The sequence below is a fragment of the Bradyrhizobium sp. AUGA SZCCT0182 genome (assembly GCF_018130185.1).
Taxonomy (GTDB): Bacteria; Pseudomonadota; Alphaproteobacteria; order Rhizobiales; family Xanthobacteraceae; genus Bradyrhizobium.
In genome coordinates this window covers 1-16,166 of the sequence record NZ_JAFCLY010000081.1, presented here as the reverse complement: position 1 = coordinate 16,166, position 16,166 = coordinate 1, and the positions used below count along the sequence as shown (strand labels likewise).

Here is a 16,166-nt window from a genome sequence, read left to right as displayed (position 1 = left end):
CAGAGGGCGCAGGGAATGCCGGATGCGCGCTGCACCCGCGGTCTCATGTGCGATTGTGCATAAGAATGCTGCACATGAGCATACAGGGCAGCGGAGAACATCCGACATTCCCTGCGCAATGGCTTTACGGCTTATAACGCGCTCTCCCCGGTGAGACGGCCTCTATTGCCACCGTCGCCCCTCGGATGCGTTGACTCCCGAAAGGCTTGACGCCGTTACGGGCGCCAGGACCACACGCTTTCGCCGTACGCTTCAGTCACGACCGTCAATCGCAACTGTCACGTCCACCGCATCCCCGCCCCTCGTCGTGACGACGGCCGACGCCCCTCTGAGTGGGACGGGATGGGTGAGAATGTGCCGGTGATTTGGGTCGAAAGAAAGGAAAGTATTTTCGATTATCAGAAATTTTTAGCTTGACACGATTTCCGAAAATCAGGATTGATTTGCCCGTCGGGTTGTTTTGTCGCACGCGGCCTGCAAGATTGAACTGATGGCCGAACGCACTGGCAGAGTTATAATCCGATGGCAAAGCCACTCATGGTTTGGCTTGGCGACAGCACTGCGGGGTTCAACGAAACGGACCTGATAGACTTTATTGTTTGACCATATCGAGGGGAATTCCAATGAAGCTCATCCGCACTATTACGCCGCTTGCACTGATCGCAACCATCGCGTTTTGCGCGACCAATACAGCCGCTCGCGCGCAAGAGCCGCCCAAGCTGAAAGTTACTCCGCTGCAGAAGGCGGCGCTGACCGGACAGGCGGACAAAGAAGTTCTCACGCTTATTGTCGAGTGGCCGCCGGGCTCAGGCACGGGTCTTCATACACATCCTGGCGACGAATACACGACCGTACTCGAAGGCGAAGTCGTCGGCCGAAAGGAAGGCAGTGAAGCAAAGACATATACCGCTGGACAATCCTACCACAATGAGCCCGGTGTCGTTCACGAGGCGAATAACAAGGGAAGCGCGCCCGCAAAGACTTTCAACGTATTCGTGATCGAGAAGGGTAAGCCAGTCACTGAACCGGTGAAGCGGTAGGGCCGATTGAGCCGAAGGCATCATCCGCTCCGGCGAGCGAGCCGACGCAATCGGCATGCCTTGTGGCACATCCACGCGAAGAAAAAAGGGCCGCTTGAATGAACAAGCGGCCCAAGTCTAGGGAGGAAACGCCCAAAGAGGGCAGCGAACAGCGCGAGGCGCCACCGCATGTCGTTTATCTAGGCACGAAGCGGCTTTGGTCAATACCGGCTCATACGGTGCGATCTGTCCTGCAACTACGGCAAGGAGCGATGACTCCCCTCACTTCATCACCGCCTGCACCTCGCCGCGAAACGCCTGCCGTGCCGGGTCGCGCGAATAGAACATGTGGCCGCCGGGATAGACGACGAGCTTCACCCTGTTGGGGCTAGCAAAAGCCGGCAACCCGTCGAGGATGATCCTCGAGGCAAAATACGGCGTGGCGAGATCGAACAGGCCGTGGCCGACCAGCAGTTTCATTTTCGGGTCGAGCGCCAGAATCTGCCGCAACTGGGAAACCGACTCGGCAGGTCCGCGGCCGAAATCCCACGACCGGAAGACGCTGTCGTTGAGCAGATGGTACGAGCCGTCCGGCCGCCAGTTCAGTTTGCGCGTGGTGAGATCGACGGCGGCGCTGGTCAGGGGCGCCATCAGCGAATCCCCGGAGGGATCGCCGAAATGCGAGGAGTCCGAATCCGGATAGGGATCGAAGCCCGACACCGACGCGTCATAGCGTCCAGTCACCCGGCCGTTGCGGCGGTCGAACTCCCTGCGGAATTCGCCGACCTCGAAGCGTCCGGCAAGCCGGCGGCTCACGGTCTGATCGATGCCGGTCAACGACGCGACCTTGTCGGCGAGCCGGTTGGTGGCCTCTGTGTCCGCCTGGCCCTTGAGCAGGTCGCTCACAAACTCGCCGCGCGCGTAGCGTTCCACGTCGGCGAGATCGGCCCATTTCACCGGGCCCTTCGCTTCACGCGCCACCGCGGCCATGGTGGGTAACCTGTGGACGTATTGCAGCTGGCTGGAGCCGGAAAACTCGCGGTAATCGAGCAAGGGAGAGACGAGGATAAGCCCGCGCACGCCGACGCCCTGCTGGGTCTGCAGGTTGCGGACGATCTTCGGGCCGCGGATGCCGCCATAGCTTTCGCCGGTGACATATTTCGGCGACAGCAGCCGGTCATATTTTTCGAGCCAGCGCCGGATCACCAGCGCGATCGAACTGACGTCACCATCCAGGCTGAAGAACCGCTTGCGCGCGTCCTCCCCCGTCGCGACGAAGCGGCTATAGCCGGTGCTGACGGGATCGATGAAGACCAGATCAGTGAAGTCGAGCCAGGTCTCGGCGTTGGGCACGAGGTCCGGCGAAGCGGAAGCCACCGCGCCATCTCCTGTAATCGACAGCCGCCACGGTCCGGCAGTGCCGAACTGCAGCCACGCCGAGGAAGCGCCCGGCCCGCCATTGAACAGGAACGTGACCGGCCGCGTGCCGCGATCGGTGCCGTCGAGCTGGTAGGAGGTGTAGGCGATGTCGGCCTGCGGCTCGCCTTTTTCGTCGAACAGCCGGAGCGAACCTGCGTTCGCGGTGAAGGCCAGCGTGCGCCCCGGCAGCGCCAACGTCTGTCTGGTGGTGGAATCCGGCGGCAGCCGATGCAGATCGGAGACCGGCTGCGGGGTGGCGGCTTCGCCGCGCCGTCCCCCGCCCTTCTGTCCCTGCGGCGGTTGTGGCGGCAGCGTTGGACCCGGCGTCGGCGTCGCGGCGGGTTGTTGCTGCGCGGCCGTCGGGCTAGCGTCCTGGGCGCGTGCGCCGGCCACGCAAGCCAGCATCACAAGCGTGATGACGAGTTGCATATGACGCCGCGCGGTGAAGCGAAAAGCCATGACGTCCTGCTCCCTCTGTCACTTGCTCCCGGTGTCACTTGCTCCCGGTGCCACGCGATCCGTTGGGCCACGGATTTCAGCCTGGGATGGCGACAGAAGGGTTGTGCTACAACAGGACGAAATCCGCTGGCATCACAATCCCGACAGTATTGCGTGAAAGCAATCTGCATGGGGCTTGATCCGCCGCATCGCCATGGTTGTCCTCGCCGACCGTTAGGTGATATCGGTCGGTTCCGACGGCGGATCCGGCCAATTTTTTTGATTCATCCATGAAACCATTTTGGCGCTGGCGAGACTAAAGAACCTGCGCTTTCCAATGGGGACCAAAATGAAACGTGCGATTATTGCCTGCCTCGGCCTGCTGACGCTGGCTTCTCCCGCCGCGGCAGATTCACCGGTTGCGGTGGTCGAGGACATCAAGGGCAAGGTGACCGGCGCCGAATTCATGGACTATGTGACGGCCCGGTCCGTCATCAAGATCGCAGACGGCGGCTCCGTCGTGCTCAGCTATTTGAAGTCCTGCCGGCGCGAGACCATCAGCGGCGCCGGCACCGTTGTCGTCGGCAACGATGAGAGCATCGTCGATCAAGCCGTCCTCAAGGCGGAGAAGACGAACTGCGATTCCAACCAGGCCAACGCCACCACCAAGGACACCAGCGCGGTCGCCGCCACCTTGCTCCGCAGCGCCACAACCGCTTCGCTGCCCGCGCCGCAGCTCACGCTTTACGGCGCCTCGCCGTTCGTGCAGGCCAAGGGCCGCGGCACGCTGGTGGTGCGCCGGCTCGACGTCGCCGGCGAGCGTCACCAGATCGCGCTCGGCGGCACCCAGCTCAAGGGCAAGTTCGTCGATTTCGCCGGCGAGAACGTCGCGCTCGTCCCCGGCGGCCTCTACGCCGCCTCGTTCAAATCGTCGGAAATCGTGTTCCGGGTCGACGCCCAGGCCCAGCCCGGCGCGACGCCGATCGTCGGCCGGCTGCTGCGGCTGGACTAGGCGTGCCGGACCTCCGCGCTTGAGAATCAGGCGCAGCACGCGCAACCAGATGGTGATCGCCGCCATCGCGCTGGTCTGCGCGGCGGCCTCGGTTTCTCCCGCAGTCAGGCCGATCCGCGGGCTCTCGCTCGATATCCTCACCGCGCTGCGCTGGGAGGTGTTTGGCCGCAGGCAGGATCCGGCGGCATCTCCGACGGTCGTCATCGCGATCGACGAGGAAAGCCTGCGCACCGCCCCGTTCAAGGGCTCGCCGATGCTGACCTGGACCGGGGAGATCGGCCGCGTGCTGGCCGCGACCCTGGAAGGCGGCGCCAAGGTCGCCGGCTTCGACGTGGTGATCCCGACATCGATCGAGCAGTCGGAGATCCCGTTTGGCGACAACATGCTGGGCACGAAGGTGCGCGGCTTCGACCGCGACTTCCTGCGCGCGCTGGCCGGCGCGACAGTCAACGGCAAGGTGGTGCTGGGCGAAACGCTCGGCGGCAACCAGCCGGTCAGGCCCTCGGCCGGGCAGCGCATCGCGGTGCGGCAGCAGCAGAACATCCGCCCCCTCAACGTTCATACCGACCATGACGACGTGGTGCGGCGCATGCCGCTGACATTTCCCATCAACGGAGCAAAGGTGCCCTCGATGGCGGTCGAACTGGCGGCGCGCGCGATGGGCGCGGCTCCCGAATTCGACAAGAATGGCCGGATGACACTCGGCGGTTACCGGATCCCAGGCCGGGTGCCGAACACGCTGACCCTGAATTTCGAGGGCGGCGCGGCCGACATTCCGACTTTTTCATTTGCCGACCTGCGCAACTGCGCGGTCAAGGACGACAAGGACTATTTTCGGCGCTGGTTCGACGGCAAGGTCGTCATCTTCGGCACCGTTCTCGATATCGAGGACCGGCGCATGACATCCAAGCGCTTTGCGACCGGCATCGAGGGCGCGCGCACGCCGCGCTGCGCGGCCGAGAGCACGCCGGTCTCCGCCGCCTTCCGGACCAGCACGATCGCCGGCGTCTATATCCACGCCACCGCGGTCAACAATCTGATCTCGCGCAATGCGGTGGTCGAACCGGGGCCGCTGTCGCGCTTCCTGATCGCGGCCGTGTTCGCGGCGCTGGCGGCCTTCGCCGCGTGGCAGCTCAGACCGCTCGTCGCGGCGACGGCCTGGGCGGTCATGGTCGTGGCCGGCATCGCCGGCGCCACCCTCGCCTTCAACCACGCGCTGGCGCTCCCGGTCGCCGAGCCGTTCCTCGCCAGCCTGATGGCGCTGGCCTCGACGATCGGTTTCCGCTTTGTCGTCGCCGACAAGGATCGCCGCCTGCTGCAGAAGAGCTTTGCGCTGTACCTCGCCCCGCACGTCATCAACCGGATGCTGTCGTCGAACAAACTGCCGGAGCTCGGCGGCGAGACCCGCGAGGTGACGGTGTTCTTTTCCGACATCGAAGGGTTTTCGCTGATCGCCGAGAAGATGTCGCCGGACAGCCTGATGGAGCTGATGAACGAATATCTCTCGGTCATGACCGACGTCATCGAAAGCCATGGCGGATATGTCGACAAATATATCGGCGACTCCGTCGTGGCTGTGTTTGGCGCGCCGGCCGACGATCCTGACCATGCCGCCAATGCGGCGCGCGCCGCGCTGGACTGCTGCACCCGCCTGGCCGAGCTCAACGCCTCCTCGGCGCTCTTCCACGAACACAAACTGGCGCAGCGGATCGGCATCAATTCCGGCGAGGCGCTGGTCGGCAATTTCGGATCGCGGCGGCGCTTCAATTACTCGGTCATGAGCGATGCGGTGAACCTCGCCTCGCGGCTGGAGGGCGCCAACAAATTCTACGGCACGACCGTCATCGCTTCGGAGACGACGGTGGCCCTTGCCGGCGACGCTTTCGCCTGGCGCGAACTCGATGCGATCAGAGTGAAGGGACGCAACCAGGCGCTGAAAATCTACGAATTGCTGGCGCTCTCGACCGGACTTGGCGCTTCCCGGCAGGCGCCGATCGCCCATTACGCCGACGGACTTGCGCATTGGCGCGCCCGGGAATTCGAGCTTGCCGCAAAATGCTTCGAACGTTCGGCTGAGATCGACCGGCCGGCACAGCTGTTCAGCCAGCGCGCCCGGAAGTTGGCTGAAAATCCGCCTGATAAGGATTGGGATCCGATCCGAACCCTGCAGGAGAAATAGCCGCTCCGGCCCTTCGGCTTGGGTTACCATCCCTGGCGGGGCGCCCTTCCATCTCGACAAGCGCCGCCAAGGTGTATAGACGAGCGCGGCGCAATCCGGCGCCACCATGAGCCCGCAATCCGATGGCCAGCCCCAAGCGATATGACCGCATCGCCTTCGTTGCGAGCGCTTCCGCGGAGGCGCAGGCGGCACTGGCGGAGTTGGTCAGGCTTTACGGCAATCACGCCCCGGACACGGCCGAAATCCTGGTGGCGATCGGCGGCGACGGGTTGATGCTGGAAACGCTGCACCGGTACATGCGGACCGGCAAGCCGATCTACGGCATGCATCGCGGCACCGTCGGTTTTCTGATGAATGAATTCTCCACGCACGACCTGCATGGCCGGCTGGCCGCGGCGCGCGAGACGCTGATCAATCCGCTGTTGATGCGCGCGACCGATATCCACGATCAGGTGCACCTGCATCACGCCATCAATGAAGTGTACCTGTTTCGCCAGACCTATCAGGCCGCGCATGTCCGCATCCTGATCGACGAGCACGAACGCATGGCCGAACTGATCGCCGACGGCATTCTGGTGGCGACGCCGGCCGGCTCTACCGCCTATAACCTCTCGGCGCAGGGGCCGATCCTTCCCATCAACGCGGCGCTGCTGGCGCTGACGCCTATCAGCGCGTTCCGGCCGCGGCGCTGGCGCGGCGCCCTGCTCCCCAACACCGCCTTCGTCGTGATCGAAGTGCTCGAGGGCGGCAAGCGTCCGGTCGCAGCCGTGGCCGACCATGACGAAGTGCGCGACGTCCGCCGCGTCGAGGTGCTGTCCGACAAGTCGATCTCGATGCGGATGCTGTTCGACCCCGGCCACAGCCTCGAAGAACGCATCCTGCGCGAGCAGTTCGGGCATTGAAGTCGTCCCGATTAGGCTGTCGTCCCGGCGAACGCCGGGACCCATGCGCCGCGGCCCTTCGGTGAGAGCGCAGGCGTTAGACACCTTCCTTAACAATGAGCGCCGCGGCGTATGGGTCCCCCGATGCGCAATTGCGCATCTGAGCTCAAGGCCGGGACGAGGTGTTGATAGAGCGGTGACATAAGCTGCCGCCAGATCCCCTGCCGCGCCCCTTCGCAACCATTCGTTAACCGGCCCCGCGATATGGTTAACGCCGGGTGTACCGTGTTGCCCGGTATGCGCTTAGGGCCGGACCATGTATCGCATCGACTTCAACAAGCTGCGGTTTCTGATTTGCGACGACAACCCGCATATGCGCCGCATCCTGCGGACGCTGCTGCACTCGTTCGGCGCGCGCGAGGCTTATGAGTCCGAGGACGGCGCCACCGCCCTCGAAATGTACACCCATTATGTCCCCGATATCGTCATCACCGACTGGGCGATGCCGATCTTCGACGGGCTCGAGTTGGCACAGATGATCCGGCAGCCGGACTCCAAGGGCAACCCCTACGCGCCGATCATCATGCTGACCGGCCATTCCGACAAGCGCCGCGTGACGGTCGCGCGCGACGCCGGCGTTACCGAATTCCTGGCCAAGCCGATCTCGGCGAAAGGGCTTTATCAGCGCATCCTCAACGTCGTCGCCAACCCGCGGCCGTTCATCAAGACCAAGACCTATTTCGGACCGGACCGCCGGCGCAACACCAACAATGCCTATATCGGTCCCGAACGCCGCATTGGCGGCGAGATGGAAGTGATGCAGCAGCCGTCGCTGCTCGACAAGGCGCGATCCAGCGTCTAACGCGCGACACACCGCGAGGAATCGATCATGGCGAAGGAAAAACCCGGGAAGCTGGAGGTCACGAGCTTCGCCGATCACCACGTGATCACGCAGCCAAATCCCTTGCGCAAGGTGCTGCTGCGCGTTCCCGAATCCGACCTCGACGATCCCGTCGGGCGTGCGGAGAAAGCGCTGGCCGGGCTATCGGGTGAATTCAAGAACTGGATGACGATCGAAGCCGACCGGCTTTCCGCCGCCCACGCCGCCATCCTGCGCAGCGGCTTCACCGACGACGCCCGCGAAGAACTGTTTCGCTCCGCCCACGACATCAAGGGCGACGCCGCGACATTCGGCTTTCCCTCCGCGGGCGCCGCCGCCGAGAGCCTGTGCCGCATCATCGAACACGCGCCCGATCTCGACCAGGTGCCGTCGGATCTGATTAGGCATCACATCAACGCCATTCAGGCCATCGTCCGTGAGCGCACCAAGCTCGACACCGCGGCTACCGCCGGCGTGCTCAGCCGCTCCCTGCGCGGCATCGCCGACGAATTCCTCACCTATGCCAACCGCGACCGACCCGAGCATCTCGAAGCGATTTTGACGCCGAGCATTATTCCGACGGAATAATGCGAGCTTTATCGACTCGTCGTCCCTGCCTAGTGCGCAATTGCGCACGGGCGCAGGGACCCATAGCCACCGTCCTGATTTGTTGGAAAAGATAGCGACCACATCGCTCCATGGATAAGCCGCGGAGTATGGGTCCCTGCGTTCGCAGGGACGACATAGGATGTGTTGCTGGAGCGTGGCTTACGCCGCGATCAGATCGTCGTGCGTGATCGCGTCCTCTGCGGCGAGTTCGTCGCAGAACTGGCGGGCTTCTTCACGCGCCGATTCAGTTGCAAAACGGCGCAGCAGGATCAGCAGCGGCTCGGCGGCCTTGCGGTCGGTCTCGCAATGGGTCAGCACGCGCTCGACCATGCGGCGGCGAAGGCGCGCCGCACCACCCAACGTGTCGACATAGCCGGTCTCGTGGCTGACTTCGAGCGCGATCCGGAAGGCGGCGAAGGTGGATTCCGGCAGGCCGGCCCGGATCAACAGCGCCTGCAGGCTGGCGCCGCCGCGGTCGTGCAGCAGCGCGGTGACGCGGGCGTGCGGCAGGCCGGACAATTCGGCCAATGATGCATCGAACAGTTCGAGATTGCCCGACAATAGCGCGCGCAGGATCAGGCCCGCGGTGAGCTGGCCGGTAGCGCGCAGATGCTGCACCAGGCCCTGCATGTCCTCGCCGCGCGAACGCGCCGCGATGTTCACGGTCGAGCGCTCGCGCGCTTCGCTGGCGAGCCGCCCTGCCCGGTCCGGGCTCAGCCAGTTTTTGGCGACGACGAATTGCGCCAGCGTGTCGGAAAGCTTGGCGACCAGCGCCATGCGCGTGGCGGACGGCAAGCCCTCCAGCACCAGCATCGATTCACGGATCGCGGCGAGATGGCCGTGACGCTCGACGATGCGGTCCCACGAGAATGGCGCCAGCTCCGCATAGGCGTTCTCGATCAGCTCGAGGGCGGCGGCCGGCGAGCCGACTTCGGCAATCGCGGCGGATACCGAAGGCGGCAGATTGACCCGGCGGGCGACCGCGCATTGCGTCTCGCTGTTGCCGGTCGCGACGATGTCGACGAGGTCGGCGTCGATCAGCAGCGGGGAATGTTCGAGCACCGGCAGCGCGATCGACGGCTGATCGAGCGCGAGCGCCTGCACGATCGCGGCGGGCGCTTCGGAGCTGCGCGCAAACACCTGCGACATCGCCTGGCGGACCAGCGGGGATGCATCGTCGAGCAGCATCAGCAGCGCGCCTTCGGCGGCGGCGCGGTCGTCCTCGGAGAGATCGGAAATCAACCAGGCCCGCGCCAAAGACCGCGTCGCCTCTGCCCGCTCGCCTGCCGGAGCGGTACGTATCCAACTGATGAACTGCCGAACGATCATGGTCTAGCCGGCCTACGCAACCCGAAACGACACCGTGACGCGGTGCCACTGTCATAGAAAATAAACCATGACGCTTAACAAAGGGTTCACCATAAACGTTTGGGATTATTGACGTTTCGTTAAGGGAACGCGCGCGGGCGGCCGGATGTTAGATAACCGGCCTCGCCGCGCACCGCTGGCGCGAGCGCCGAAACCGCCCGGATTTGACGCGTTCTCTTGATGCGAACCATCTCGACAAGAGGCGCCAATCCTTGCCTAACTACCTCCTGATATTTCCACTGGGCGAGGCGTAGGCATGCGCTCAATTTTTGTTTTTTCGATTTTGCTGCTGGTCGTTTCGACCGTGAACTGCCGGGCGGAGAAGCGCATCGCGCTGGTGGTTGGCAATTCCAACTACCAAAGCGTCAGCCCGCTCGCCAACCCCAGGAACGATGCGGCGTTGATCGCCGAGACGTTGCGCAAGGTCGGCTTCATCCTGGTCGGCGGGCGCGCGCAGATCGATCTCGACAAGCCGGCGTTCGATCGCGCGATCCAGACTTTTGGTAACGAGCTGACGGGCGCCGATGTCGCGCTGTTCTATTACGCCGGCCACGGCGTGCAGGTCCGCAACGTCAATTATCTGGTTCCGACGTCAGCCAATCCGGTGAGGGAAGCCGATGTCGATTTCCAGATGGTCGACGTCAACCTGGTGCTTCGGCAGATGGAGGGATCCGGGACAAAGCTGAACCTCGTGATCCTCGATGCCTGCCGCAACAATCCGTTTGGCGGGCGCGGATTGCGCAGTACGGAGAGCGGCCTTGCACAACTGCGCGCGCCCGAGGGAACGCTGCTGTCCTACGCCACCCAGCCCGGCAACGTCGCGCTCGATGGCACCGGCAGCAACAGCCCATATACGTCGGCGCTGGCGCAGGCGATCCAGAAGCCGGGGCTCGACATCTTCCAGACCTTCAATCAGGTCGGCCTGCAGGTGAAACGCGCGACCGGCGGATCGCAGCAGCCCTGGGTTTCCTCCTCGCCGATCGACGGCTCGTTCTATTTCGCAAGCACGACGCCGAACGCGCCGGTCGCGCCGCCGCCGCAAAACGTCGTGGCCCCGTCTGCGCCGCCGCGGCCGGTAGCGATCGATCCCGCACTGGAGCAGCGCGCGACCGCCTTTGTCATCGAGGACATGAAGCAGTCGCAGGGCAGCACGGCCGATTTTATGAACTACGCCCGCCGGTCGCTCGACGAGCGAATTGATTACTATGGAAAATCAACGGCTCGCGACGAAGTCCTCAAGGACAAGGAGAGATACGTCAAGAACTGGCCTAACCGATCGTACCGGCTGCAGATGGATACGATACGAACCTCGTGCGACCAGGCGAGATCAAGCTGCCAGATCAGTGGTGCGCTGGAATTCAGCCACTCCAATCCGGCGAACGGCAAGAAGTCCTCGGGCACCGCATCGTTCGAATACGGCATCAGGTTTGGTGCCGATGGCGGCAAGATATTTTATGAGCAAGGCAAGACGCTGTCGGCGCAGAGGTAGTCGATGTCTGCTTTTAGGGTGGCCAGGCCCTCGCCTGCAGGCGGGACGCCGCCTCGGCCAGCGGAACGTCGGCCTGTGAGCCGTCGCGCTCGCGCAAGCTTACCCGGCCGTCCCTCATCTCGCGCCCGCCGACGACGGCCATCACCGGCACTGCCATTTCATGCGCCGCCACGATGCGTCGCGAAAGGGTGTCGGCGCCGTCATAGGCAACGGCCCGGACCCCGGCATTCCAAAACGCCGCCAGCACATCAGCGCCGTATCCGGCCTGGTCTTTCGAGATTGGCGCGACCGCAACCTGGTCCGGTGACAGCCAGAACGGAAGCACGCCGCCATGGTGCTCGAGCAGGATCGCGATCATGCGGCCGAGCGATCCGAAGATGGCGTGGTGGATCATCAGGGGTCTCGCGCGGCTGCCGTCGGGCGCGATGTAGGACGCCTCGAGCCGCTGCGGCAGCACGCTGTCGAGCTGCACTGTGCCGCACTGCCAGGATCGTCCCAGCCGGTCGCGCAGCGAAAATTCCAGCTTCGGTCCGTAGAACGCACCTTCGCCGGGGTTGATGTGAGGCGCGAGGCCGCATTGCCGCGCGGCATCGCCGAGCTTCGCCTCCGACCAGTCCCAGCTCGCGTCGTCGCCGGCGCGCACCGCCGGCCGCGTCGCCAGCGCCACCTCGTAGTCGGGAAAACCGAGGTCGCGGTAGACTTCGCCCAGCAGGGCAATGAAGCACGCGACTTCACCCTCCACGTCCTGCTCGCGGCAGAACACATGCGCGTCGTCCTGCTCGAAGGCGCGCGTCCGCATGATGCCGTGGAGCGAACCGGAAGGCTCATTGCGGTGGCAAGCGCCGAACTCGGCATAGCGGACCGGAAGCTCCCGCCACGAGCGCAGCCCCCTGTTGAAGATCTGCACGTGGCACGGGCACGACATCGGTTTCAGCGCCATCGCCTGCTCGCCGTCGTCGACCCTGAACATGTGCTCGCCGAACTTGTCCCAGTGGCCGCTGCGGTCCCAGAGCTCCTTTGGCAACAGCTGTGGCGTCCGCACCTCGGCATACCCGGCGCGGCGCATCTTGCGCCGGACATAGTCCTCCAGCACCCGGTAGATCGCGTAGCCGCGTGGATGCCAGAACACCATGCCCGGCGCATCCTCCTGAAGGTGCCAGAGTTTGAGCTGTACGCCGAGATTTCTGTGGTCGAGATCGTCCATGGCTATGTTCCTTGTGAAGAGGAAAAAGCGTGGACGGGGACCATCAAAAACCAGAAAAGGCCCCGTCCGTCGCCGGCGGGGCCTTTTCTGGGTGAAGTACGCTTGTCTCTAGCGCGCGCAACCAGCAGGCGACTCGCCGTAGGCGGTCGCGGTGGGGGTCATTGCGGCTGATCGAAGCTTATTCATGCGCTGTATATGGCGGCAAATCGCTCAGGCGTCAACGCCAGCCGCCTGGCGCGCCCCAAGCAGCGTTAGCTGCTGAACGTGCCGTTGCGATCGCTGAACAGATCGAGCCGGCCCGGTGCGCGGACTTCGGGCTTCTGTCCCGATACCGATGGCGTCGCTGAGGCGACCGACGTGAGTGAAGAACCCCTGCCCCACAATTCCTGGACCGCAGGTGAAATCGGCTGGCTGCGTTCACCGGCCTGGAACAGCGAGCGGAAGATCGGCTCGGGCTGCGCGGAGGCAGTCTGCGATGTCGCGGCGACCGGCGTCACGCTGCGGGTATCCGGGAAGCTCGACAGATAGGCCGCGTTATCGATCGCAGGTGCAGCCTGTGTCGCGGACGTCGCTTGCGTGGCGCTCGCGACGGTCACGCGGCGCGGCAGATCACCGCCGACCGCCGCCATCGCGGTGCGGGTGGCCGGCGAACTGGCGGCGCTGGCGTAGCGCGAGTTTAGCACCGAATAGACCTCGGAGACGCTGCGGCCGCGGCCCGAACGATCGTAGAAGATCGAGCGATTGGCCTCGGCGGCGGCCGGAAACATCTGCACCGCGGAAGCCTGCGGATTGTCCTCGGCGCTCGAGATCAGTTTTCCCGCCCCGCCGACGCCCATGAAATGCGCCATATAGAGTTCGGCGTCGCTCGGGCGGCGGCCGATCTTGCCGGTGAGCTTGAAACTGTTCGACTGGGTCAGCACCCCCGCCATCGACGACGCGGCTTGCGGATCGTCGCGCAGCTTCATGATCTCCGCACGCGCGGTCGGGTCGCTGACCGAATAGCTGCCGGACGGATTTTTGGTGATGGCGTCGGCATATTTGCCGTAGCCGAGCTGGCTGCCGGCTTCCTTGACGGTGCCGAGCCAGGTCTGGTCGATGAATTGAAACAGCCCGCGTGCCGACGAGGTGGTCGCCGCCGCCTTCGGGTTGAAGTTGGATTCCATCTTGGCGGTGGTGAGCAGATATTCGAAGCTGGCGCCGGTGGCCGAGGCAGCCTGCTTGATCGAGCCCGCGATCTTCGTGCGCGTGGGATCGACACCTGCCGTGGCGTTCAATGTGTCGACCGACATGTTTCCTGGTGCCCCGCTCCCCGCGAAACGACCGCGCGGCCTGTGCGAAAATCGCAATCAGCGCCCAATACTGCGCCACACTGGGACAAGTATGGTTAATGGGAGGTTAAGTGGGTCGTACCCCTTGGCGCAGGCCCGGAATCCCGGCGAATTCGCCGATGTTATCCGCTAAATGACACCGCTTTGTCGAAGCGCCGCAATTGCAGCCGGGTCATAGCCGAGTTCGGCCAGGACAAGATCGGTATGCTCGCCAAGCATCGGCGGACGTGACACGATTTCACCCGGCGTTTCCGACAGCCGGACAGCAGCTCGTACGACCGGTGCGGGTACCGGCAGGCCGGGATAATCGACATCCTGCATGAAGCCGGCGGCGCGAATATGCGGATGATCCAGCGCCTGTTGCGGGCTGAGCACCGGTCCGGCCGGAATCATCGCTCCGCCCAGCGTGTCGACGGCTTCCTGCGTGGTGCGCTCGGCGCACCAGCGCGCCATCCGTTCGCTGATGACAGGGCCGTTGTCGCCGCGCTTGATGTCGTCGGCAAAGCGCGGATCGCTTAGCCACTGGTCCTCTTCGCCCATCAGCCTTGCCCAGCGAATGAACAGCGGATGACCCGTGACCTGGCACAGCACCCAGCCGTCCCGGGTGCGGTAAATGTCGGCCGGCGCAGCGGTCTGGCCGAGATTGCCGGTCGGAACGCGATTGGCCTTGATCACTGCCTGCTCGATCAAGGTTGCGTTGGTGAAAGACAACGCGGTTGCAAGCAACGCGCCCTCGACGATCTGCCCGCGCCCGGATTTTCCGCGTTCAATCAGAGCAGCAAGCGTCCCGAACGCACAGTGCAGCGCGGTTCCGAAATCAACCCAATTCACCGCGGCCCGGTAAGGCGGATCGCCGGCGCCGGTCATGTACACCGAACCCGACATCACCTGCCCGACACCGTCGAAGCCGACGCGGTCGGACCAAGGCCCCGGCCCACCGAATGCCGTTGCCGTCGTGAGGATGATGTCGGGCTTGATCGCCTTCAATGAATCATAATCGAGCTTCATGGCGCGCAGAGTCTGCGGCGGCAGGTTGGCGACGACCACGTCCGCAGTTGCAACCAGCCGACGCATCACCTCCTGTCCCTCCGGCTTCATCGGATTGAGCGTGATGCCCTTCTTGTTTCGGTTGATCTGCAGAAACAGTGCGCCTTCGCCACCTTCGCCGACCGGTGCCACAAAGCGATCTTCGCTGCCGTCGCGTTTTTCCACGCGAATGACCTCGGCGCCAAACTCGGCCAGCAATGTCGCGCAATACGGCCCCGCGATATAGCGCCCGAAATCCAGGACGCGCACGCCCTCCAGAACTCCTCCCATCGAACTTTCCCTTTATGTTTCCGCCAGATTACAGGGAATGATTTCCGCGGCAAGGCGGCAACCGCTAGCATGCCTCGGCCAGCAAGAGTGATCGTCCAGAGTTCGGCGTCCTGCCAAGCGGACACAGTCCACCGTGCGGAATATCAGCCTGACCTCAACGGGCTTCGCCTGAATGACATTGCCGCTATACTCGTCCACCAAACCACGGGGGGTCCCGTGCTACTTCTCACCCCCGCTTAGTCTTCGCAGTCGAACGATAGACAAGAAAACAACAGGCAGGAAAATGAAAAAGCTGACACGGCGAATGTTCGTGACTGGTTCGGCGACGATGTTCTGCGCCCCGTCCGTGAAGACCGAGGCGCAATCCTCGTGGCCCACCCGCCAGATTCGCATTCTCGTGCCGTATGCGGCGGGCGGCCAGACGGACGGCATCGCGCGCGCTTTCGGCGACTATTTGGCGCGGCAAGTGGGAAAGACGGTCATCGTCGAAAACAAGGCCGGCGCAGGCGGCGTCATCGGCGTGGCGGAAGCGAAACGCGCAGAACCTGACGGTACCACCATCCTGTGCACGATTTCTTCGTCACTGATCCAAAACCGTCTTACGGTGAAAGACCTTCCCTACGATCCTGAAAGAGACTTCATTTATCTTACGATGGTCAGCGGCGCCGGGGGTCCGGTGGTGGCGGCGAAGAAGACGGGAGCAAAAAGTCTTCGAGAGTTCATCGAGTACGCAAAAAAGGTCGGCAGCCTGAACTGGGGATCGTACGGCGTGGGTTCGACGCCGCACGTCCTCATAGCGACAATGGCGAAGCAATACGGCATTCAATTTCAGGTCGTCCAATACCGCGGCGAGGCGCCGATGTGGAATGACATCGCGGGGCAGACGCTGGATGGCGCCGCAGGAAGCTATGCCGCAGCAGCACCCGTCATACAGGCGGGAACCGGCAACCTGATCGGCGTGGTAGGCAGCCGCCTGCCACCCTATCCGGACACGCCCACAATGACTGAACAGGGCGCCGTCGG

At 63.9% G+C, this 16,166-nt stretch carries 13 protein-coding genes; 8 read left to right on the top strand and 5 right to left on the bottom strand.

Features of this window, described 5'->3' with window-relative positions; translation table 11 throughout:
* The first annotated feature begins 623 nt into the window (after positions 1 to 623).
* On the top strand, positions 624 to 1,040 hold the full coding sequence (locus JQ611_RS40760) for a cupin domain-containing protein (protein ID WP_212385488.1): 417 nt from the start codon (positions 624 to 626) through the stop codon (positions 1,038 to 1,040).
* Between the two features lie 261 nt (positions 1,041 to 1,301).
* Here the strand turns inward: JQ611_RS40760 and JQ611_RS40755 are convergent, their stop codons facing one another.
* Positions 1,302 to 2,897 (bottom strand): S10 family serine carboxypeptidase-like protein, encoded by a 1,596-nt coding sequence (locus JQ611_RS40755; protein ID WP_212468775.1) that lies wholly within the window; start codon positions 2,895 to 2,897, stop codon positions 1,302 to 1,304.
* A gap of 328 nt (positions 2,898 to 3,225) precedes the next feature.
* On the opposite strand from JQ611_RS40755, the gene JQ611_RS40750 reads away from it, so the two are divergent.
* From JQ611_RS40750 to JQ611_RS40730, 5 genes are all read left to right on the top strand, one after another.
* The gene (locus JQ611_RS40750) at positions 3,226 to 3,888 is read left to right on the top strand and encodes a hypothetical protein (protein WP_212468774.1); all 663 of its coding nucleotides are present in this window, start codon (positions 3,226 to 3,228) and stop codon (positions 3,886 to 3,888) included.
* A 25-nt stretch (positions 3,889 to 3,913) separates the two neighbouring features.
* Positions 3,914 to 6,067, top strand: a complete 2,154-nt coding sequence (locus tag JQ611_RS40745) for an adenylate/guanylate cyclase domain-containing protein (protein WP_409411340.1) — start codon at positions 3,914 to 3,916, stop codon at positions 6,065 to 6,067.
* 122 nt (positions 6,068 to 6,189) lie between these two features.
* Positions 6,190 to 6,969, top strand: coding sequence for an NAD kinase (locus JQ611_RS40740; protein ID WP_212468773.1), 780 nt, complete (start codon positions 6,190 to 6,192; stop codon positions 6,967 to 6,969).
* A 295-nt stretch (positions 6,970 to 7,264) separates the two neighbouring features.
* The gene (locus tag JQ611_RS40735) at positions 7,265 to 7,810 is read left to right on the top strand and encodes a response regulator (protein WP_212036134.1); all 546 of its coding nucleotides are present in this window, start codon (positions 7,265 to 7,267) and stop codon (positions 7,808 to 7,810) included.
* A 27-nt stretch (positions 7,811 to 7,837) separates the two neighbouring features.
* On the top strand, positions 7,838 to 8,416 hold the full coding sequence (locus JQ611_RS40730; RefSeq protein ID WP_212468772.1) for an Hpt domain-containing protein: 579 nt from the start codon (positions 7,838 to 7,840) through the stop codon (positions 8,414 to 8,416).
* Positions 8,417 to 8,596: 180 nt separating this feature from the next.
* On the opposite strand, the gene JQ611_RS40725 is transcribed toward JQ611_RS40730, so the two are convergent.
* Positions 8,597 to 9,766 (bottom strand): DUF2336 domain-containing protein, encoded by a 1,170-nt coding sequence (locus tag JQ611_RS40725; RefSeq protein ID WP_212468771.1) that lies wholly within the window; start codon positions 9,764 to 9,766, stop codon positions 8,597 to 8,599.
* A 295-nt stretch (positions 9,767 to 10,061) separates the two neighbouring features.
* On the opposite strand from JQ611_RS40725, the gene JQ611_RS40720 reads away from it, so the two are divergent.
* A complete protein-coding gene (locus JQ611_RS40720) occupies positions 10,062 to 11,294 on the top strand; it encodes a caspase domain-containing protein (RefSeq protein WP_212468770.1) in 1,233 nt (410 codons plus the stop codon).
* Between the two features lie 13 nt (positions 11,295 to 11,307).
* Here the strand turns inward: JQ611_RS40720 and thrS are convergent, their stop codons facing one another.
* The 3 genes from thrS to JQ611_RS40705 all read right to left on the bottom strand — a co-directional run bounded on the left by thrS (position 11,308) and on the right by JQ611_RS40705 (position 15,143).
* A complete protein-coding gene (thrS, locus tag JQ611_RS40715) occupies positions 11,308 to 12,498 on the bottom strand; it encodes a threonine--tRNA ligase (protein WP_212468769.1) in 1,191 nt (396 codons plus the stop codon).
* Between the two features lie 251 nt (positions 12,499 to 12,749).
* Complete coding sequence (locus JQ611_RS40710; RefSeq protein ID WP_212468768.1) at positions 12,750 to 13,787, bottom strand: transglycosylase SLT domain-containing protein; 1,038 nt, start codon at positions 13,785 to 13,787, stop codon at positions 12,750 to 12,752.
* Between the two features lie 168 nt (positions 13,788 to 13,955).
* Positions 13,956 to 15,143, bottom strand: coding sequence for a CaiB/BaiF CoA-transferase family protein (locus JQ611_RS40705; protein ID WP_212468767.1), 1,188 nt, complete (start codon positions 15,141 to 15,143; stop codon positions 13,956 to 13,958).
* A 283-nt stretch (positions 15,144 to 15,426) separates the two neighbouring features.
* Between JQ611_RS40705 and JQ611_RS40700 the strand changes: the two genes are divergently transcribed.
* Positions 15,427 to 16,166 (top strand): tripartite tricarboxylate transporter substrate binding protein (locus JQ611_RS40700; RefSeq protein WP_212468766.1); only part of this gene is annotated, 740 nt, incomplete at its 3' end.